This window comes from Pseudomonas fluorescens, from assembly GCF_902497625.1.
Taxonomy (GTDB): domain Bacteria; phylum Pseudomonadota; class Gammaproteobacteria; order Pseudomonadales; family Pseudomonadaceae; genus Aquipseudomonas; species Aquipseudomonas fluorescens_BQ.
The window spans coordinates 1-20,503 of the sequence record NZ_CABVGX010000013.1; the positions used below are offsets into that span (position 1 = coordinate 1).

Consider the following 20,503-nt stretch of genomic DNA (forward strand, 5'->3'; position numbering starts at 1 on the left):
ACTGCGCAGAACCTGCGCTCAGCCTCCCGAGGGGGCCCTAACCGCCACAGCGCGCCGAGGCGGCCTGATAGCCGACCTGGCTGCAGTTTCCGCCGCAACATAAATCCATGTAGCAGCTGGCGCAGCCTGCGTCCGGTTCGGGCCGCGATCGGACGAAGCAGTCGTAAAATCAGGCGGCGCGGTTTAATAGATAACCGCATGCTCGGGATCGACGACGACGACGACGAGACGACTGCTGCGTCCGATCGCGGCCCGAGCCGGACGCAGGCTTCGCCAGCTGCTACAGGTCCTTGTCGTCTCAGACAAATGATCCTGCCCAGACGGCGCCGCTGCTTTGCTTTGCTTTGCTTTGCTTTGCTTTGCTTTGCTTTGCTTTGCTTCAGATTTTGATCTTGATCTGCCCCGTCGGCAGGCCGAGCGCAGGTTCTGCGCAGTGGGCAACCCGGCAAGGATGCCGGGTTAGCTGCCGCCGGCCATGGATGGCCGATGGCGGCGCGCCCACGGAGCAGGACCGGAGCGAGGGTATGGCGAGCCTTAGCGAGCCACCGGACGTCAGGGGCGCTTGCGCTTGGTTACTTGGCGCTTTTCCAAGTAACCCGCCGTAAGGGCGGAACCCATATCAGCCATCACCGCAATAACGGATATGTACACCTTCAAAATCACGTCACCTGACACACCGCCATCGCGAGCAAGCTCGCTCAGCTAATTGAGTAAATCCGCTAGTAAGTGGTTCCCGGATACAAAGTCTTTGCAAGCAGATCACAATCGCCAATCACCCCACCTGATACCCAAACATTCAGCCCACCCCCCAACCGCCCGGGTTAACAAAAGATAACGTGGCGTCGATTGTCAGACCTTTCCAAACCCCGATAGGATAAGCCTGCTTCCGAAGGGGCTCTGGGTTGCGGGTTTCAGGACTATGCTCTTAACCTGTCAATCGCCGTGAGCACCCCTTGCGGCGCCCTGAAAGGTTGAACGACCTAACAATAATAATGGGGGAAGGTCTATGAGTGAGCCTGTCATGGGTGTGGGTATCTGCCGCCCGCCGGCGCTACGCAGATTCGCGTTGCTGGCTACAGCGCTCTCGCTGTTGGGCTGTGCCGTGTTGTCGGCACCTGTGCTGGCCGCTGCAGCGCCGGCATCTGATGTCGTTTATGCCGTTGAGTCTGCCAAAGCCAGCAAAAGCCTGATGCTCGACGTCGTGCACGCTGGCGCTCGCCTGATTGCGGTCGGCGATCGCGGGCACATTCTGTATTCCGATGACCAGGGCAAAACCTGGACACAAGCCAAAGTGCCGACCCGGCAACTGCTGACAGCGGTGTTTTTTGTCGATGACAAACACGGCTGGGCGGTCGGTCACGATGCCCAGATCCTCGCCACCGAGGACGGCGGCACTACGTGGACCAAGCAATTTGAAGAACTCACACGCGAATCGCCGCTGCTCGATGTCTGGTTTCAGGACGTCAACAGCGGCTTTGCCGTGGGCGCGTACGGTGCGGTGATGGCCACCACCGATGGCGGCAAGCACTGGGAAGACGTCAGCGATCGCCTCGACAACGAAGACCAGTTTCACCTCAACGCCATCGCGGCCGTCAAGGATGCCGGGCTGTTCGTTGTCGGCGAACAAGGCAGCATGTTCCGCTCTGCCGATTGGGGCGAGACCTGGGAAAAGCTGGAAGGCCCATACGAAGGCTCGTTTTTCGGCGTGATCGGTACCGCTCAGGCCAATACGCTGCTGGCTTACGGCCTGCGCGGCAACCTGTATCGTTCCACTGATTTCGGTACCACCTGGGAGCCGGTCGAGTTGAAAGCCACCCGCGGGGCGCTGGAGTTCGGCCTGTCCGGGGCTACGCTGCTCGATGACGGTTCCATCGTGATCGTTGGCAACGGTGGCAGCGTGGTGCGCAGCAACGACGACGGCCAGACCTTCAGCGTGTTCAACCGACCGGATCGCATTTCCGTTTCGGCGGTCACGGCGGCGGGTAACGGTAATCTGATACTGGCAGGACAGGGCGGCGTTCGCGCCACTTCGCCAACCGGCGCCGAGCTGGGCAAATAATAAGAAGGGCGGAGCTATGACATCCATGACAAGCCATCACCAGGACAAGGCGACGTTCCTTGAACGCCTGATCTTCAACAACCGCCCGGCAGTGATCGTGATCTGCCTGCTGGTCAGCATTTTCCTGTTCTGGCAGGCGACGCTGATCCGGCCGTCCACCAGTTTCGAAAAAATGATTCCGCTCGAGCATCCCTTCATTCAGAAGATGATGGAGCATCGCAACGATCTGGCGAACCTGGGCAACACCGTGCGCATTTCGGTGGAAGCCACCGACGGCGATATCTTCTCCAAGGAGTACATGGAGACTCTGCGTCAGATCAACGACGAAGTGTTCTACATTTCCGGCGTGGACCGTTCCGGTCTCAAGTCGCTGTGGAGTCCGAGCGTGCGCTGGACCGAAGTGACGGAGGAGGGCTTTGCCGGTGGCGAAGTGATTCCACAGAGTTACAACGGTTCGCAGGAAAGCCTCGATCTGCTGCGCAACAACGTCCTCAAGTCTGGCCAGGTCGGTCGTCTGGTGGCCAACGACTTCAAGTCGAGTATCGTCGACATTCCGTTGCTGGAGTCCTACCCGGACCCGCAGGATCAGGGCAAGTTGCTGGCGCTGGACTACCGCAAGTTCTCCCACGAACTCGAAGACAAGATCCGCGACAAGTTCGAAACGCAGAACCCTAACGTTCAGATTCATATCGTCGGTTTCGCCAAGAAAGTTGGCGACCTGATCGATGGCCTGGTGATGGTGGTGATGTTTTTCGGCATCGCCTTTGTCATCACGCTGATTCTGCTGTACTGGTTCACCAATTGCATGCGCAGCACTGTCGCGGTGTTGAGTACCACGCTGGTGGCGGTGGTCTGGCAGCTGGGCCTGATGCACTTTTTCGGGTTCGGGCTCGATCCCTACTCGATGCTCGTGCCGTTCCTGATCTTTGCCATTGGTATCTCCCACGGTGTGCAGAAGATCAACGGGATCGCCCTGCAATCCAGCGAGGCCGACAACGCGCTGACCGCAGCACGGCGCACCTTTCGTCAACTGTTCTTGCCTGGGATGATCGCGATTCTCGCCGATGCGGTGGGGTTCATCACCTTGCTGATCATCGACATCGGCGTGATCCGCGAACTGGCCATCGGCGCGTCCATCGGCGTAGCGGTCATCGTGTTCACCAACCTGATCCTGCTGCCCGTGGCGATCTCCTACGTGGGGATCAGCAAACGCGCGGTCGAGCGCAGCAAAAAAGACGCACACCGCGAGCATCCGTTCTGGCGCTTGCTCTCAGGTTTCGCCAGTCCGAAAGTGGCGCCGGTGTCGATCGTTCTGGCCTTGCTGGCCTTTGGTGGAGGTCTCTGGTACAGCCAGAACCTGAAAATCGGCGACCTCGACCAGGGTGCGCCGGAGCTGCGTCCGGACTCGCGCTACAACAAGGACAACAACTTCATCATCAGCAACTACTCCACCAGCTCCGACGTATTGGTGGTGATGGTCAAGACCAAGGCGGAAGGCTGCTCGCGCTATGAAGCGATGGCACCGATCGATGAGCTGATGTGGAAGATGCAGAACACTGAAGGAGTGCAATCGGCGATCTCCCTGGTGACCGTGTCCAAGCAAATGATCAAGGGCATGAACGAGGGCAACCTGAAATGGGAAACCCTGTCACGCAACCCGGACGTGCTCAACAACTCCATTGCCCGTGCTGACGGTTTGTACAACAACAGCTGTTCCGTGGCGCCGGTGCTGGTGTTCCTCAACGACCACAAGGCGGCGACGCTGGACCGTGCCGTGCATGCGGTGCAGGAGTTTGCCAAGGAGAACAACAAGGACGGTCTGGAGTTCATCCTCGCTGCGGGTAACGCCGGAATCGAGGCAGCGACCAACGAGGTGATCAGGGAATCCGAGCTGACCATCCTGATCCTGGTCTATATCTGCGTCGCGACCATGTGCATGATCACCTTCCGTTCCTGGGCGGCGACCTTGTGCATCGTCCTGCCGCTGGTGCTGACTTCGGTACTGGGTAACGCATTGATGGCCTTCATGGGCATCGGCGTGAAAGTCGCCACGTTGCCAGTGGTGGCGCTCGGGGTGGGGATCGGCGTGGATTACGGGATCTACATCTACAGCCGTCTTGAAACTTTCCTGCGTGCCGGCCTGCCGTTGCAAGAGGCCTACTATCAGACGCTGAAGTCCACCGGTAAAGCCGTGCTGTTCACCGGTTTGTGCCTGGCGATCGGCGTATGCACCTGGATCTTCTCGGCCATCAAGTTCCAGGCTGACATGGGCTTGATGCTGACCTTCATGCTGCTCTGGAACATGTTCGGCGCGCTGTGGCTGTTGCCGGCGCTGGCACGGTTCCTGATCAAGCCGGAGAAACTTGCCGGGCAGAAGGGTAATTCTCTGTTCGCTCACTGATAGCGAGCGCAAACGAAAAAGCCGCAACCTATGGTTTGCGGCTTTTTTTCATCTGAAGATTCACACCGGCACCTGTGGGAGCGAGCCTGCTCGCGATGGCGGTCTTCCAGCCAACATCAATGTTGAATGTGAAATTGCCATCGCCAGCAGGCTCGCTCCCACATTGAAGTTATGGTGTCAGGAGGGATCGGTGCCCAGCACCACGTTCAGTGCACTGCGCGCATCGTCTAGCTGCACCAGCGTTGCATGGCGGGCGCCGAGGGCGTCGCGGTTTTCGATGGCGGTGAGGATCGCCTTGTGCCGCGGCAGCGCCAGTTCGTGCAGGTTCGGTCGCTGGTTGGAGTGTTTCAACGCTTCGGCAATGGCCACCGAGAGCATGTTGCACAGGTTGGCCAGCAGATCGTTGTGGGTGGCATCGGCGATGCGGCTGTGGAAATCCAGATCCGGTTGCAGCAGTGCTTCCGGGCTCGGCGCGTTTTCCATGCGCTGGTAGGCCTCGCCGATGGAGGCGATGTCTGCGTCGGTAGCGAATTGCGCCGCGAGGGCGGCGGCGGCTGGCTCGATGATGCTGCGCACGCTGGTCAGCAGATCGAAAAACTCGTTCTGCGGGCTGCTTTGCATCAACCAGTGCAGCACGTCCGGATCAAGCATGTGCCATTCCTTGCGCTGCTTGACCACCGTGCCGACCCGCGGCCGGGAATACACCAGACCTTTGGCGACCAACACCCGCGTGGCTTCACGCAACACCGGGCGGCTGACCGCATATTCTTCGCACAACAGCGCTTCGGCGGGCAGTTTGTCGTCCGGTTTGAAGCGTCCGGAAACGATCTGCATGCCCAGTTCCTGGACGATGCGCGAGTGCATGCTTTTGCGGTCGGAAGGTTTGCGGTAATCCATGGGAAGCGGCGCGATCCTGTGCGATGGAGGTGTGGCGCATGATAGCAGGCGTGGCACGGTCTTGAGGCGGGCCACGATTAAATGTGGGGGCGGGCTTGCTCGCGAATGCGGTGTGGCAGACAACGAATATGTTGAATGACACACCGCGTTCGCGAGCAAGCCCGCTCCCACAAAGGGTCGTGGTGGGTCAGTGAGAGTGACGCGGCACTTCTGACCCACGGCAGCCCACCAGGAAGTCAAAGTCACAGCCTTGATCCGCCTGCAACACATGGTCGATGTACAGCTGACGATAGCCGCCGACGATCAGGTTTTGCGGCGGTTGCAGGTCGGCCATGCGCGCGGCGAGTTCGGCGTCCGGGATGTCCAGATGCAAACGGCCGTTGGCGCAGTCCAGTTCGATCCAGTCGCCTTCCTTCACTGTCGCCAAAGGACCGCCGGCCGCCGCTTCCGGCGCCACATGCAACACCACCGTGCCGTACGCCGTGCCGCTCATACGAGCATCGGAAATGCGCACCATGTCGGTGACCCCTTGCGCCAGCAGTTTGGCCGGCAAGCCCATATTCCCCACTTCGGCCATGCCCGGATAACCCTTCGGCCCGCAGTTCTTCATCACCAGAATCGAGTTGGCATCCACGTCCAGTTCCGGATCGTTGATGCGCGCCTTGTACATGTCGAAATTCTCGAACACCACCGCACGGCCGCGATGCTGCATCAATTCGGCACTCGCGGCAGACGGTTTCAACACCGCGCCGAGTGGTGCAAGGTTGCCGCGCAGGACACAGATGCCGCCGTCGGCGCGGATCGGATTGTCGAGCGAGCGGATCACTTCGTCCTCGCCATAAATCGGCGCGTCCCTGGTGTTCTCGCCGATCGACTTGCCGTTGACGGTCAGAGCGTCCGGGTTCGGGATCAGGTTGGCTTCACCGAGACGGCGCAGTACCGCAGGCAGGCCGCCGGCGTAGTAGAACTCTTCCATCAGGAAGCGCCCGGACGGTTGCAGGTCAACGATGGTTGGCATGCCGCGACCGATGCGGGTCCAGTCATCAAGGTCCAGTTCCACGCCGATACGGCCAGCAATGGCTTTCAAATGGATAACTGCGTTGGTCGAACCACCGATGGCGGCGTTGACCCGAATGGCGTTTTCGAAGGCCTCCTTGGTGAGGATTTTCGACAGGCGCAAATCTTCGCGAACCATTTCCACGGCACGCATGCCGGACATGTGTGCCAACACGTAGCGGCGCGCATCCACTGCAGGAATGGCGGCGTTGTGGGGCAGGGACGTGCCCAGCGCTTCCGCCATGCAAGCCATCGTCGACGCGGTGCCCATGGTGTTACAGGTGCCAGCTGAGCGGGACATGCCGCCCTCGGCCGCAAGAAAATCGTCGATGGTGATGGTGCCGGCCTTCACTTGCTCGCTGAGCTGCCAGACCACGGTGCCCGAGCCAATGTCCTTGCCCTTGTGTTTGCCGTTAAGCATCGGCCCGCCGGTGACGACAATCGCGGGCACGTCGCAACTGGCCGCACCCATCAACAATGCCGGAGTGGTTTTATCGCAGCCGGTCAGCAGCACCACGCCATCGATCGGATTGCCGCGGATGGCTTCTTCGACGTCCATGCTCGCCAGGTTGCGGGTGAGCATGGCGGTCGGGCGCAGGTTCGATTCGCCGTTCGAGAACACCGGGAATTCCACCGGGAAGCCACCGGCTTCGATCACCCCGCGCTTGACGTGCTCCGCGATCTGGCGGAAATGCGCGTTGCACGGGGTCAGTTCCGACCAGGTGTTACAGATGCCGATGATCGGCTTGCCATGAAACTGGTGGTCGGCGATGCCCTGATTCTTCATCCAGCTGCGGTACATGAAGCCGTTCTTGTCGGCGGTGCCAAACCATTGGGCGGAGCGCAGGGTGGGTTTCTTATCAGACATGATCGATTCTCTTATTGTATGACTATATTGTGCGAGCTGATGCTTAACATAAGCGCAATCTCCTGCTATGGGAAGTGTTGTTGGATAAATAGTATTACTATATAGTCGCTTTCAACGGAGGGATGGGCCCTGGCGGTTTTCCGCGAGAGGCGTCCCCCGAGGTTCTATAACAACAACAATCGGAGACCGATCTCATGAGCCAGGAACTGCGGCTTATTCGTCGCATCACACTGAAACTGATTCCCTTCCTGATCCTGCTGTACCTGATCGCCTATGTGGATCGCTCCGCCGTAGGGTTCGCCAAGCTGCACATGGGTGCCGACATCGGTATCGGTGACGCCGCTTACGGGCTGGGCGCCGGACTGTTCTTCATTGGCTACTTCCTGTTCGAAATCCCCAGCAACCTGATGCTTGAACGCTTCGGGGCGCGACGCTGGTTTGCCCGGATCATGATCACTTGGGGCGCCATCACCATCGGCATGGCGTTTGTCCAGGGGCCGCATAGCTTTTACGTGATGCGCTTCCTGCTGGGTGCCGCCGAAGCCGGGTTCTTCCCGGGCGTTCTGTACTACATCACCCAGTGGTTCCCGGTGCGCCATCGCGGCAAGATCCTTGGCTTGTTCATCCTCTCGCAACCGATCGCCATGCTGATCACCGGCCCGGTGTCCGGCGGTTTGCTGGGCATGGACGGCATCCTCGGTCTGCACGGCTGGCAGTGGCTGTTCATCGTCATCGGCACCCCGGCCATCCTGTTGACCTGGCCGGTACTGCGCTGGCTCCCGGACGGTCCGCAGCAAGTGAAATGGATGGACCAGGCCGAGAAGGACTGGCTCAGCGGTGAGCTGAAAAAGGACCTGGAAGAGTACGGCCAGACCCGTCACGGCAACCCGCTGCACGCGTTGAAAGACAAGCGAGTGTTGCTGCTGGCGCTGTTTTACCTCCCGGTGACTCTGAGCATTTATGGCCTCGGGTTGTGGTTGCCGACCCTGATCAAGCAGTTCGGCGGCACTGACCTGGTGACTGGTTTTGTCTCTTCCGTGCCATACATTTTCGGGATCATCGGTTTGCTGATTATTCCGCGCAGCTCCGATCGTTTGAATGACCGCTACGGTCACCTCGCAGTGCTTTACGTGTTGGGTGCCGTCGGCCTGTTTTTCAGCGCATGGCTGACGGTGCCGGTATGGCAGCTCGCAGCTTTATGTCTAGTGGCATTTGCGCTGTTTTCCTGCACGGCGGTGTTCTGGACCTTGCCGGGCCGTTTCTTCGCCGGCGCCAGTGCCGCGGCCGGAATAGCGTTGATCAACTCGGTCGGTAACCTCGGCGGTTACATCGGCCCATTCGTGATCGGCGCGTTGAAGGAATACACCGGCAACCTGGCCTCGGGCCTGTACTTCCTCTCGGGCGTGATGGTGTTCGGTTTGATTTTGACGGGTGTGGTCTATCGGGTGCTGGAGCGCAAGCATGTATTGCCGGCGGATCAGTTCGCGGCGAGTGCACGCGGTGCAACGCGTACCTGAAAGGCCATGCAAATCCCCTGTGGGAGCGGGCTTGCTCCGGGCGGCGTTCCGACGAAAGGGATTGGAAATTCAACATCGGTGTCGACTGAAATATTGCCTTCGCGGGCAAGCCCGCTCCCACATTAGTCGGCGTCGCCTTCATGTTTTGCTCTAACAGGAGAAGTCTCATGCGTCTGGTTCAATTTGAATTGATTCACGGCGAGCGCCGGGTTGGCGTCGTAGAAGGCACTCTGGTTCGTGAAGTCCAGGGTGCGGGTACGGTGCGCGATCTTGCCCTCGCGGCCATCGAGGCCGGCGTGAATCTTGAACAACAGGTGAAAACCCTCGGGCTGGGCATCACCCACGATTACGCTGAATTGCTGGCAGAATTGCGCATCTTGCCGCCGCTGGACCACCCGGACCCAGCGCATATGCTGATCAGCGGCACCGGCCTGACCCACCTGGGCAGTGCCTCGGCGCGGGACAAAATGCACCAGCAGGCCGGCGACGAAACGGCGATGACCGACACCATGCGCATCTTCAAATGGGGCGTGGAGGGCGGCAAACCCGCAGCAGGGCAGGCCGGTGTACAACCGGAATGGTTCTACAAAGGCGACGGCAGCATCGTCGTGCGCCCCGGCCAACCGTTTCCACTGCCACCGTTTGCCGAGGATGCCGGCGAAGAGCCCGAACTCAGCGGTCTCTATGTCATCGGCCACGACGGCAAGCCGTATCGCCTCGGTTTTGCGGTGGGTAACGAATTTTCCGATCACATCATGGAACGCAAGAATTACCTGTACCTTGCACACTCGAAATTGCGCAGTTGCAGTTATGGTCCGGAACTTCGGGTCGGTGAATTGCCTCAACATCTGGCAGGCACCAGCCGCATCCTGCGTGACGGTGAAGTGTTGTGGCAGAACGAGTTTCTCAGTGGCGAAGCGAACATGTGCCACAGTCTCGAGAACCTCGAGTACCACCACTTCAAGTACAGTCAGTTCCTGCGACCGGGGGATGTGCACATCCATTTTTTCGGCACCGCGACGCTGTCGTTCGCCGACGGCATTCGCACGCAGCCGGGCGACGTGTTCGAGATCAGCCAGGCCGAATTCGGTGCGCCGTTGATCAATGGCATCATGCCTGTCGAAGCGTCATACGAACCCGGCACCATCGGTACTCTTTAAGGAGAACTTCATGACCAGCATTCTTGGCCACAATTACATCGGCGGCCAGCGCAGCGCCGCCGGCTCCCAGACTTTGCAAAGCGTCGACGCCACCACCGGCGAGCCGTTGCCACATGAGTTTTACCAGGCCACTCCGGAAGAAGTAGACGCCGCCGCCAAAGCCGCCGCTGCCGCGTACCCGGCTTATCGCAGTTTGAGCGCTGAGCGTCGTGCGGAATTTCTCGATGCGATCGCCGATGAGCTGGACGCCCTCGGCGACCACTTCGTTGCCGTGGTTTGCCGTGAAACCGCATTGCCGGCCGGACGCATTCAAGGCGAACGCGGGCGCACCAGTGGCCAGATGCGCCTGTTCGCTAAAGTGCTGCGTCGCGGCGATTTTTATGGCGCACGGATTGATCAGGCGTTGCCGGATCGCCAGCCGTTGCCGCGTCCGGACCTGCGCCAATACCGCATCGGCCTCGGCCCGGTTGCCGTGTTCGGTGCAAGCAACTTCCCGTTGGCATTTTCCACGGCAGGCGGCGACACCGCATCTGCGTTGGCCGCCGGTTGCCCGGTGGTGTTCAAGGCCCACAGTGGACACATGGCCACTGCCGAATTGGTCGCATGTGCGCTGACCCGCGCTGCGGAAAAAACCGGCATGCCGGCCGGTGTGTTCAACATGATTTATGGCGCCGGCGTCGGCGAAGCGCTGGTCAAGCACCCGGCGATTCAGGCAGTAGGTTTTACCGGCTCGCTCAAGGGCGGCCGGGCGCTGTGCGACATGGCGGCGGCGCGTCCGCAGCCGATTCCAGTGTTTGCCGAGATGTCGAGCATCAACCCGGTGATCGTCTTGCCTCAGGCGCTGAAAGCCCGTGCAGAAACGGTGGCGCGTGACCTGACCGCTTCGGTGGTTCAGGGCTGCGGGCAGTTCTGCACCAACCCTGGCCTGGTGATCGGTATTCGCTCGCCCGAGTTCAGCGCATTCGCGCAGCAAGTGGCGCAGATGATCGGCGATCAGCCGGCGCAAACCATGCTCAACGCCGGCACGTTGGGCAGCTATGGCAAAGGCCTGCAAAAACTCCTCGCGCATCCCGGCATCGAACATCTGGCTGGTCGTGCGCAGGAAGGTAATCAGGCGCAGCCGCAACTGTTCAAGGCCGACGTCAGCCTGCTGATTGACGGCGATGAAGTGCTGCAGGAGGAGGTATTCGGTCCAACTACCGTGTTCGTCGAAGTGGCGGATCAGGCGCAATTAAGTGCGGCCTTGAACGGTTTGCACGGCCAGTTGACCGCTACGATCATCGGTGAGCCGGCAGACTTTGAGCAGTTCGGCGAATTGACCGCGTTGCTGGAACAGAAGGTCGGCCGGATCCTGCTGAACGGCTACCCAACCGGCGTGGAAGTCTGCGATTCAATGGTCCACGGCGGACCGTACCCGGCCACTTCCGATGCGCGCGGCACGTCGGTTGGCACTCTGGCCATCGACCGTTTCCTGCGGCCGGTGTGTTTCCAGAACTACCCCGACAGTTTGCTGCCGGACGCGTTGAAAAACGCTAACCCGCTGCGCATCCAGCGCCTGGTGGATGGCCAGCCGTCGCGCGACGCGATCTAGTCTGGTCGCTGATGTTTGATCGTTCCCACGCTCCGGCTGGGAACGCGAAACCTTTGTAAGAGCGGGCTTGCTCGCGAAGGCGGTTTTTCATTCGACACCTCTGTCGGCTGACTCTCCGCTTTCGCGAGCAAGCCCGCTCCCACATCTCGATCTGTGTTGCTCGCGAGCTTCGCTGCAGGCATGCGCTATTATTGCGTCTTTCCTCTCCAAAGATTGACTGCCATGACTGCCAACACCGATACCTTGCTCCAATCCCTCGAACACGCAGACATGCTCGAAATCGACGGGCTGCACGCGTTCGATTTCTCCCTCGATGAAGACGACAACCTGCACATCGAATGCATGGACGGTCGCGCACTGAAACGCTGGGCGTTCAGCATGGCGCAGATTCAGGCCGCAACCTTTGATGCAACGTTGCAGAGCTGGCTGATTACCGGCGATTCGGGCGAACACCGACTGGTGCCTTTGGACGCCATTGGCGGTGATAACGACGAGGACGAGACGAATGAGGATGCGTAACTTCTGGCCACTGTTGATCGCCGGCAGCGTCGGCGCGATGGGCCTTCAGGCTGTGGCTGACGAGCGCTACGACCTGCTGGTCGGCTCCTACACAGCGGGCCAGAGCGAGGGCATTTATCGCCTGAGTTTCGATGCCGCCACCGGCCACATCGACGCCAAACCGCTGCAAGTGATCAAAAGCGAAAACCCATCCTGGTTGACGATCTCGAGGGATCAACGCTACCTGTTCGCGGTCAACGAAAACGGCCCGGGGCAGGCCGATCCGGTAGGGCGCGTCAGCAGTTTTGCGATCGACCCCAAGACCCATGCATTGAGCTTGATCAATCAGGTGCAGAGTCTGGGCAATGAGCCGACCCATTCGAGCCTCAGCGCGGATGCCGACCATTTGTTCGTCAGCAATTACTCCGTGGTCGAAGATCCGGGTGGCACCCTGGCGGTAGTACCGGTGGGCGCAGACGGCCAGCTCAAACCCGTGGTGCAGATGAGCAGCCATGCATCGAGCAGGGTCAACCCCGAGCGGCAGATGTCGGCGCACGTGCATTCGACGGTCTCATCGCCAGACGGCAAATTTGTTTTCTCCAATGACTTGGGCGCGGACAAGGTGTTCGTCTACCGCTTCGATCCGAAAGCCAACCCCGAACTGCCATTGACCGCCGCCACGCCGCCATTCGTGCAACTGCCGCCGGGCAGCGGGCCGCGTCATCTGTTGTTCAGTGCCGATGGCAAACACGCGTGGCTGACCATGGAAATGAGCGCGCAGATTGCCGTGTTCGATTATCACGATGGCAAGCTTGAGCAAACGCAGATGGTCGATCTGGCGGCCGGGCAGCCTGCGTCGGACAAGGCAGCCGCGGCGCTGCATGCTTCCGCCGATGGCAAGTTCCTTTACATCAGCAACCGTGGCACCGCCAATCAGTTGCTGGTGTTCGCCATCGCCGCTGCGAGCGGCCAGCTCAAGGAGCTGCAGCGTCGCTCCGTAGAGGGCGATCACCCGCGAGAATTCAGCCTCGATCCCAGCGGCAAATTCCTGCTGATCGCCAATCAGAAAAGTAACCAGATCGTTGTGGTCGAACGCGATGCGCAAAGCGGTCTGCTGGGTAAAACCGTGCAAAAGTTGCCGATCGATGCACCGAGCGACCTCAAGTTCCTGGTGCGTCAATAGGCCGCAGGCCCCGCTGGATAGGGCCTGCACGCTTGTATCAATGCGGCTGATATGCAGAAGTGCTACAAAGCATTTCAAGGGTGAAACCCTCGAAGGTTAAGTTTGCTTCACGGCCCCACCGGGCAAACAAGCCAACTGACTTCGAGGACTACCACCATGAACTTCAATCTCTTCTCTGTAATCGCTGCTTCCGCCATCTCCGCAACCGTCGCGTTGCCGGCCAGTGCCAATGTTGAACTCAGCGACAAAAAATCCCACGCCCAGAGCTACACCCAAAAATACCTGCAACAAAGCGCCAACTTCTACGCCGCACTGGATCATAAAACCCAAGCCTGAAATGTAAATCCTGCACCCTTTATGCAGGAGCGAAGTCACTTGCGCGGCTCGAAGTAAATTCGGGAAACGTTGAGTGAGGTCGCTCCTGCATAACGCGTTTGCGTCTGAACCCCACCTGCTATTCAGCCGCTCCTGCTATAGCGCGCGGGCCTGATCAATTCTCTCAAAGGCTCGGATAGAGTGGCTCAATAATCAACGAAGCTGATGGTTACTATGGATAACCCTGAGTGGTTACCACGGCTTTTTTGATCAATTCTGTGGACATCAAAAAACATGTCCACGGGAGAACACCATGGCCAGCGCAATCCTCTCTTCTGCCAAACGCGGCGCTTACCTGGCTATCGGTCTGTACCTGGTCATGGTCTTGGGTGTCAGCATTTCGGCGCAGACCGAACACGAATTCGAGGCACCGATCCAGGTGGCTCATCCCGGTATCCAGTTTGATCATCGTACGCAAAGCGTGCTGGTAGATCGGGCTGAACTCGCGGGAGTTGCAGGATCATGAAAGGAGGGAAACTCTGGGTCATTGCCTTCCTGGCGTTCATGACCAATGGCTCTTCACTATTGGGTATCGGCCACAGTTCGGCAGGCTCGGTCGCCCGCGCGATTGAAGCCAACCACAATCTGGCCCGCGCGATTGATACCGCCAAGGCCATGGGATTACTGGCGGGCAATCCACCGATCAAACGCGAAGTAGATTTCTTTGGCCCGTTCCAGGTGGATTGCTCGGTGTTGAAGATGTGTGAAGTGTTTGCCTGAACTGATGCCGCTTACTCCCTGGGAGCTGGCTGTAGACACTTGTGGCGAGGGGGCTTGCCCCCGCTGGCGGCGAAGCCGCCCAGAGATCCGTCTTTAGTCGAAGGAATAACAGGGGTCGCTGCGCAACCCAACGGGGGCAAGCCCCCTCGCCACAGATGATTGTGTTAGCTGCTGCACAGGTGAGCGATGGCGGTTATTTCTGCATCACACCGGTAAAGAAATCCGACACTAGAAACTGCTGCAACCACGCCTGCAACCGAACGTAGGGCGTCTGCGCAAACCACTCGCGGTCAACATGCGCGAATTGCCGCACGAACGGCATCACGGCCACGTCGGCCAGACTTGGATGTTCGGCCAATAGATAATCGCGACCCTCCAGCAAGGCCTCCAGCCTGCGCAAAAACACCTCGCCTTCGCGCCGATAAACTTTCATCGGTTGCTCCGGATAGCGCTCGGCATATTTGTAGCAATTGAGGTGCACTTTGAACACCTGATCATTTTGTTCGATCAACTCGGCGATATGTGCCTGGCCGTCAGGGTCCGCCTTGAGCAACCAGTCCTGCGGATCGTTCTGCGCCAGCGCCCAGCGCATGATCGCCAGGCTTTCATCGATCACTTCGCCGTCAACACTCAACACCGGCACCGTGCCTTTGCTCGACAGTGCGAGCATGTCGGCAGGTTTGGCTTTCAGGCTGACCTCGACGATGTCCACCGCGACCCCGCAGTAACGCAGGGCCATCCTGGCGCGCATCGCGTACGGGCAGCGGCGGAAGGAATACAGCGTATTCATTTCACCTCCAGCGTACTCAGGCCATTGCCTTGGCGATGGACCTGGATCTGTACCGGAATCCGCTCATGCATTTCCTGCACGTGGGAGATCACCGCAACCTTGCGACCCTGTGCCTGCAAGCCGTCGAGGGCGTCCATGGCCAGTTGCAGGGATTCCGGGTCGAGGCTGCCGAAGCCTTCGTCGATAAACAGCGATTCAATCTTCAGCGTACTTGAAGCCATCGACGCCAGACCCAACGCCAGCGCCAGCGACACCAGGAATGTTTCACCGCCGGACAGCGAATGCACCGAACGCAGTTCATCGCCCATCTCGGTGTCCATCACCAGCAACCCCAACATGCTGCCGCCGCGTTTCAAACGATAGCGCCGCACCAGTTGCCGCAGCTGCACGTTGGCGTGATGCACCAGCAAGTCGAGGTTATAAGCCTGGGCGATCTTGCGGAAGGTGTCGCCGGTGGCGGAACCAATCAACGCATTCAGGCGGGCCCAGCGCTGATACTCGGCGTTAGCCTCGGCGATTTGCTGGGCCAGCGCCTGATTGGCATTCTGCCGACGTTGATCTTCGGCCTGTTCGGCACGCAATTCGGCGCAACGCTGTTCGCTGCCGGTGAACAGATTTTGCAGTTCGGCCAAGGCACTGGCCAGTTGTGCGGCATCGAGATTGCCATTGTGCTGTGCCTGATGATTGAGTAGTCGTTGATCGCGCTCCTGCAGTCTGACCTTGGCCTGTTCGATGGCTTTTTCGCTTTGCTGCAGACGTTGGCGCAGGTCACTGACTTGTTGATCGTCCACACTTAGCAGGAACTCCAGGCCGCCATCATCCAGTTCGGGATGCAGCGCCCGCCAACCAGCGATCTTGCCGCTTAGCTCGCGGTCTTCGCTGGCCAGGGCCTCACTGCGATCCTCCTGCGCCTTGAGTTCAGCGGCCAGTTGCACCAACCGCGTGCGTACGCTTTGCAATTCCTGGCCGGCGCTCGCTTCAGCACTGCGGGCTTGCTCGACGGCCTGATCCAGTTGCAGTTGCCAGTCCTCTGCGCTGCCGTGTTCGCCCAATAACTGCGCGAGGGTTTGCTGACAGGCCTGCTGCTGTTCGGTCAGCGCGGCGAATTGTTGCTGCGCGTCTTCGAGCTGCTGCGCTCGGGTCAGCTGGCGATCCTGTTCTTTTTCCAGCGTCTGCTGGCGCTGCTGTTGCTCGCTTTGTTCGTCGCGTTGTTGATCGAGTTGTTGCACGCGCTGGGCGATTTGCTGATCGAGCTGCAGGAACGTTGCCGCCGGTTCGCTGCGCAATGCTTCAAGGGTATCGGCAGGTAGCAGCGTGCTGAAGGCATTCAGTTCCTCATCCAGACGCTGGCGATCACTGCTCAGCTCGCGCTGTTGGTTGGCCAGGTGCTGGCTGGCTTGCTGACTGGCGGTTTCGGCATTGCGCAATTGCTGTTGAAGGCGCGCCGCATCCTGTTGCAGGGAGAGCAGGGCGGTTTGCCGCTGTTCGTCCTGAGTGATGCTCTGGTTCAACTGGCTGGTTTGCTGGGTTAGCCAGGCACCGCGTTTAACGTCATCCTGAGCCAGCAACTGAGTCGACAGCGGGTGCGCTTCAAGGCTCGGCGAAAGGCCCTGCTGCTGAGTGGCGAGCTGTTCCTGCTGTTGCAACAACTCTTTCTGTTGAGCAATCACGCCGCCGACTTCGGCGCGCAAGTCGGTCAACTGTTCCTTGAGCGTATCCACCGCTTTGTGCGCATTGGCCTGTTCGCTTTCATCATGCCGACCAAGACTTTGCAGCAGGGCTTCAGGCTGGTGATATGGATGGTCGGAGCTGCCACACACCGGGCACGGCTGATCGTCCTGCAACTGTGCGCGCAATTCTTCGACACTGGCGCTGCGGGCCAGACGCTGGCGTTCGAGCAATTCTCGGGTGACGTTCAAGGTCTGTTCGGCAACGGACAACGCGGCTTTGGTCTTGACCCCGTCCTGAGTCAGGCGCTCGCGTTCCTGCTGGGCGGTGAGCTGGCGCTGTTGCAGTTCGGCGCCACGCTTGTCGAGTTCTTGCTGGCTGGCCCACAGGCGGCTCAGTTCTTCGAACGCGCGTAATTGCTTGCGGTTGTCCTGCAGCAAATTACCCAGCAACTGAATCTGCTCGGCTACGGCTTCCGGTTCGGCGCCAGCCTCTTTATAGAGGACTTCCAATTGCTGCTTCTGCGCTGCCAGCTGTTCGGCGCAGCGGGCGGCATTCTGTTCCAGCGAAGCCAGTTCCGCCTGGCCTTTGTTGAGGCGATTGCCGATCAACATCAGTTGCTGCAGCCGATCGCGATAAGCGTTCCAGGCGTCACTGAGCGGCGCAAGGTGCGCACTGTGCGCGAGCTCTGCGGCGATCTGTTGCAAACGCTCGGCTACGCGCTGCTGCTGGTCGAGCAAGGCCTGAATCGCGCTTTGGCCTTCGGTGCAGGCGAGTTGTGCCTGCTGCTTGCGCTCGGCACTCTGGCTCGCGTCTTTGGCCAGGCGGGCAAGGGTGCTCTGTGCCTCGAATGCCTGGCGCAACGGCGCAGCGCTGGCCGTGTGACGTGCCTGCGCTTCGGCCAGCGCGGTTTGTGCGGCGCACAGGCTTTGCTCAAGCTGCGCACGGCGTTGGTTCAGCTCGGTTTGCTGGCGGCTGTGCTCTTGCATTTGCGCGGCCAGCGGGGTGAGCTGGGCGCTGAGTTCGCTCTGGCGGGCAAACTGGTGACGTTGCGGCGCGAGTTGCTCCAGGCGCGTCAACTTCAGGCGTTCAGCGGCCAGGCTCTCCCAGTGCTGTTGAGCGCTGGTCAGTTGTTCAGCAGCACTCTGTTGTTCCTCCTGCAACTGGCGCAGCTCTTTGAGCCAGGTGTGTTGCAGCTCAAGCTGCTTGAGTTGCGCCTGTTGCGTCCTGAGCTGCTGCTGCGCCTCATTGAAGCGCTCATCCAGTTCAGCGCGGGCTTCGGGGGACAACGGCGTAACCCCCGTGGCCTGGTCCTGCAAAAGCTTATGGTTTTCGCGAGCGTCTTTGGCCTTGTCGAAAGCACGCCGACCCAGGCGCGTGTACAGCGCGGTGTCGGTGAGCTTTTCCAGCAGTTCGCTGCGTTCGTTATCGTTGGCCTTAAGGAACGCGCTGAATTCACTCTGGGCCAGCAGCACGGCACGGGTGAACTGCTCGAAATTAAGGCCCAGCACGGCTTCGAGTTGGGTCTTGAAGTCGGCTTTCTGGCTGGCGAGCAATTGGTCCTGATCGATGTCACGCAAACTCTGGCGACTGGCCTGCAGCTTGCCGCCGGCCTTCTCGCGGGCGCGATTGGCTTCCCAGCGCGCACGATAACGGCGGCCGTCAATGCCGACAAAATCCACCTCGGCATACCCTTCGCCGGTGCCGCGGCGCAACAGCGTGCGCGGGTCGCCAGTGCTGATTTCGCCATCAGCGTCCGGCGCCTTGGCCGAGACCTGCGCGTTGCTCAGCCTTGGCACGGCGCCGAACAGCGCCAGGCACAAGGCGTCGAGCAGGGTGCTTTTGCCGGCGCCGGTCGGTCCGGTGATCGCGAACAAACCGGCACTCGCCAGCGGTTCAGCCGTGAAGTCGATTTCAAAAGGCCCGGCCAGCGAGGCGAGGTTCTTCAAACGGATCGCGAGGATTTTCATGGCTGTTCGCTCTCCATCTGCACGTCCTGCAACAGTTCGGCAAAGTCCTTCAGCGTTTGCTCGTCGACCTCGCTGCCATAGTTGTCCAGCCAGGCGCGACTGAACAATTCCTGCGGTGTCAACTGATCCAGTTCGATCAGCTTGGCGCCATCATCGCTACCGTCGGGAGCGCCACTGCCGGCATATTCGGCGGCGATTCTCACCAGCCGGACCGCTTTGCCTTGCAGCGCGGTTTCGAGCTGATGGCGCAGATCCGGTTGCGGTTCGTCGAGACGAACGCGCACTTCCAGCCACGGTTGACGCTGAATGTCGGCCAGCAGATCAATGTTCGGCAAGTCGGTCAGCTGCAAGAGAATGTCCGCCAACGGCGCTGGGCCAATGCGTTGCAGGTTGACCGCGCGGGGGATGAGCTTGGGTACGACACTGAGCAGGGTCTCGCCGTCGAGCTCAATATCCAGAATCTGGTGCTGATAACCGATCTCGGAAAACGACAGTGGAATCGGCGAGCCGCTGTAGCGAATGCGCTCTTCACCGTTGACCTTTTGTGGCTTGTGCAGGTGCCCAAGTGCGACATAGCTGATGGTCGGGCCGAACAGGCTGGCCGGCAGCGCTTCGGCATTGCCGATGATCAGGCTGCGCTCGGAATCTTCCGACACCGAGCCGCCGGCCATGTGCGCATGGCTGATGGCGATCAACGCCTGGCCCTTCTTGCGCTTGGCATTCGCCGCAGCGATCAGCCATTCGTGAACCTGACCAATACCGCGCAAATAGTTGTCGCCCAGATGCGCGCCGGTCACCTCGGCCGGGCGCAGGAACGGCAGCGCCAGGCACCAGGCGACCGTTTTGCCCTTGGCGTCCGGCAGGGGCAGCAGCAGACGCTCGGCATCCAGCTGCCCGTCGTCCAGCCACAACACGCGACCGAGCGCATGGGTACGCAAACGGCGCATCAGCGGCGCCGGCAATTCGATGCGCGAACCGGAATCGTGGTTGCCGGCGATCATCACGATGGTCAGCTTGGGCTGTTGTTCATGGGCACTGACGATGAAATCGTAAAGGCGTTCCTGGGCTTTGACCGGCGGGTTGACCGTGTCGAAGATATCGCCGGCGATCAGCAATGCATCGGGCTGGTCAAGCTTCAACTGACGCAGCAGCCAGTCGAGAAAACAACCGTGCTCGAAATCACGTTCCTGGCCGTGCAGGTTCTGCCCAAGATGCCAGTCGGAGGTGTGAAACAGACGCAAGGCGAACTCCGTGGGAAATAAGGTAATGGCCGCGTGGAAATTGGAGGCGGCGAAAGGGGAGAGAGTTTACTGGTAAAAGGGGGCGAGTGCAGAAGGGCGAATAGATCGCAGCTTTCGACAGGTACTCAGGGATGCGTGTCTCTGTAGGAGTGAGCCCGCTCGCGAAAGCTGTCTGTCAGATAGATCAATGTTGAATGTGCAGCCCCAATCGCGAGCAGGCTCACTCCCACATGGATCTGCGCAACAACACAGATTTCGAACCCTACATAAAACCTGTGGGAGCGGGCTTGCTCGCGAGAGCTGTCTGTCAGATAAATCAATGTTCAATGTGCAGACCCAATCGCGAGCAGGCTCACTCCCACATGGATCTGCGCAACAACACAGATTTCGAACCCTACATAAAACCTGTGGGAGCGGGCTTGCTCGCGAAGGCTATCTGTCAGATAAATCAATGTTCAATGTGCAGACCCAATCGCGAGCAGGTTCATTCCCACATGGATCTGCGCAAC

The 20,503-nt window shown here is 59.8% G+C and carries 15 protein-coding genes; 10 read left to right on the top strand and 5 right to left on the bottom strand.

The window, feature by feature from the left end; translation table 11 throughout:
- Nucleotides 1-1,006: 1,006 nt before the first annotated feature.
- The gene (locus F8N12_RS10240) at nucleotides 1,007-2,059 is read left to right on the top strand and encodes a WD40/YVTN/BNR-like repeat-containing protein (protein ID WP_150580316.1); all 1,053 of its coding nucleotides are present in this window, start codon (nucleotides 1,007-1,009) and stop codon (nucleotides 2,057-2,059) included.
- Nucleotides 2,060-2,084: 25 nt separating this feature from the next.
- Entirely contained in the window at nucleotides 2,085-4,460 is a 2,376-nt protein-coding gene (locus F8N12_RS10245) for an efflux RND transporter permease subunit (protein WP_150580317.1), read from the top strand.
- Between the two features lie 177 nt (nucleotides 4,461-4,637).
- Here the strand turns inward: F8N12_RS10245 and F8N12_RS10250 are convergent, their stop codons facing one another.
- Both F8N12_RS10250 and F8N12_RS10255 read right to left on the bottom strand, forming a co-directional pair.
- A complete protein-coding gene (locus F8N12_RS10250; RefSeq protein ID WP_150580318.1) occupies nucleotides 4,638-5,357 on the bottom strand; it encodes a FadR/GntR family transcriptional regulator in 720 nt (239 codons plus the stop codon).
- A gap of 187 nt (nucleotides 5,358-5,544) precedes the next feature.
- On the bottom strand, nucleotides 5,545-7,281 hold the full coding sequence (locus F8N12_RS10255; protein WP_150580319.1) for an IlvD/Edd family dehydratase: 1,737 nt from the start codon (nucleotides 7,279-7,281) through the stop codon (nucleotides 5,545-5,547).
- A gap of 194 nt (nucleotides 7,282-7,475) precedes the next feature.
- Between F8N12_RS10255 and F8N12_RS10260 the strand changes: the two genes are divergently transcribed.
- From F8N12_RS10260 to F8N12_RS10295, 8 genes are all read left to right on the top strand, one after another.
- Nucleotides 7,476-8,798, top strand: coding sequence for an MFS transporter (locus tag F8N12_RS10260; RefSeq protein WP_150580320.1), 1,323 nt, complete (start codon nucleotides 7,476-7,478; stop codon nucleotides 8,796-8,798).
- Nucleotides 8,799-8,965: 167 nt separating this feature from the next.
- Nucleotides 8,966-9,958 carry an AraD1 family protein gene (gene araD1 / locus F8N12_RS10265; RefSeq protein ID WP_150580321.1) on the top strand — a complete coding sequence of 331 codons (993 nt, stop codon included), beginning with the start codon at nucleotides 8,966-8,968 and terminating at the stop codon, nucleotides 9,956-9,958.
- Nucleotides 9,959-9,968: 10 nt separating this feature from the next.
- Nucleotides 9,969-11,549 (top strand): aldehyde dehydrogenase (NADP(+)), encoded by a 1,581-nt coding sequence (locus F8N12_RS10270; protein WP_150580322.1) that lies wholly within the window; start codon nucleotides 9,969-9,971, stop codon nucleotides 11,547-11,549.
- A gap of 222 nt (nucleotides 11,550-11,771) precedes the next feature.
- Nucleotides 11,772-12,068 (top strand): DUF5629 family protein, encoded by a 297-nt coding sequence (locus F8N12_RS10275; protein WP_150580323.1) that lies wholly within the window; start codon nucleotides 11,772-11,774, stop codon nucleotides 12,066-12,068.
- Entirely contained in the window at nucleotides 12,061-13,230 is a 1,170-nt protein-coding gene (locus tag F8N12_RS10280) for a lactonase family protein (protein WP_150580399.1), read from the top strand. The genes F8N12_RS10275 and F8N12_RS10280 overlap by 8 nt, the downstream gene beginning before the upstream one ends.
- 156 nt (nucleotides 13,231-13,386) lie before the next feature.
- Nucleotides 13,387-13,566, top strand: coding sequence for a hypothetical protein (locus F8N12_RS10285; protein WP_028620583.1), 180 nt, complete (start codon nucleotides 13,387-13,389; stop codon nucleotides 13,564-13,566).
- 292 nt (nucleotides 13,567-13,858) lie between these two features.
- On the top strand, nucleotides 13,859-14,071 hold the full coding sequence (locus tag F8N12_RS10290) for a hypothetical protein (RefSeq protein ID WP_150580324.1): 213 nt from the start codon (nucleotides 13,859-13,861) through the stop codon (nucleotides 14,069-14,071).
- Nucleotides 14,068-14,325, top strand: a complete 258-nt coding sequence (locus F8N12_RS10295; RefSeq protein ID WP_150580325.1) for a hypothetical protein — start codon at nucleotides 14,068-14,070, stop codon at nucleotides 14,323-14,325. The genes F8N12_RS10290 and F8N12_RS10295 overlap by 4 nt, the downstream gene beginning before the upstream one ends.
- Nucleotides 14,326-14,518: 193 nt before the next feature.
- Here F8N12_RS10295 and F8N12_RS10300 read toward each other — a convergent pair whose 3' ends face one another.
- From F8N12_RS10300 to F8N12_RS10310, 3 genes are read right to left on the bottom strand one after another with little or no spacing between them, the layout of a single operon-like run.
- On the bottom strand, nucleotides 14,519-15,115 hold the full coding sequence (locus F8N12_RS10300) for a glutathione S-transferase (protein ID WP_150580326.1): 597 nt from the start codon (nucleotides 15,113-15,115) through the stop codon (nucleotides 14,519-14,521).
- Nucleotides 15,112-18,753 (bottom strand): AAA family ATPase, encoded by a 3,642-nt coding sequence (locus tag F8N12_RS10305; protein WP_150580327.1) that lies wholly within the window; start codon nucleotides 18,751-18,753, stop codon nucleotides 15,112-15,114. Before F8N12_RS10305 ends, F8N12_RS10300 begins: the two co-directional genes overlap by 4 nt.
- The gene (locus tag F8N12_RS10310; RefSeq protein ID WP_150580328.1) at nucleotides 18,750-19,994 is read right to left on the bottom strand and encodes an exonuclease SbcCD subunit D C-terminal domain-containing protein; all 1,245 of its coding nucleotides are present in this window, start codon (nucleotides 19,992-19,994) and stop codon (nucleotides 18,750-18,752) included. The genes F8N12_RS10305 and F8N12_RS10310 overlap by 4 nt, the downstream gene beginning before the upstream one ends.
- Nucleotides 19,995-20,503 lie beyond the last annotated feature (509 nt).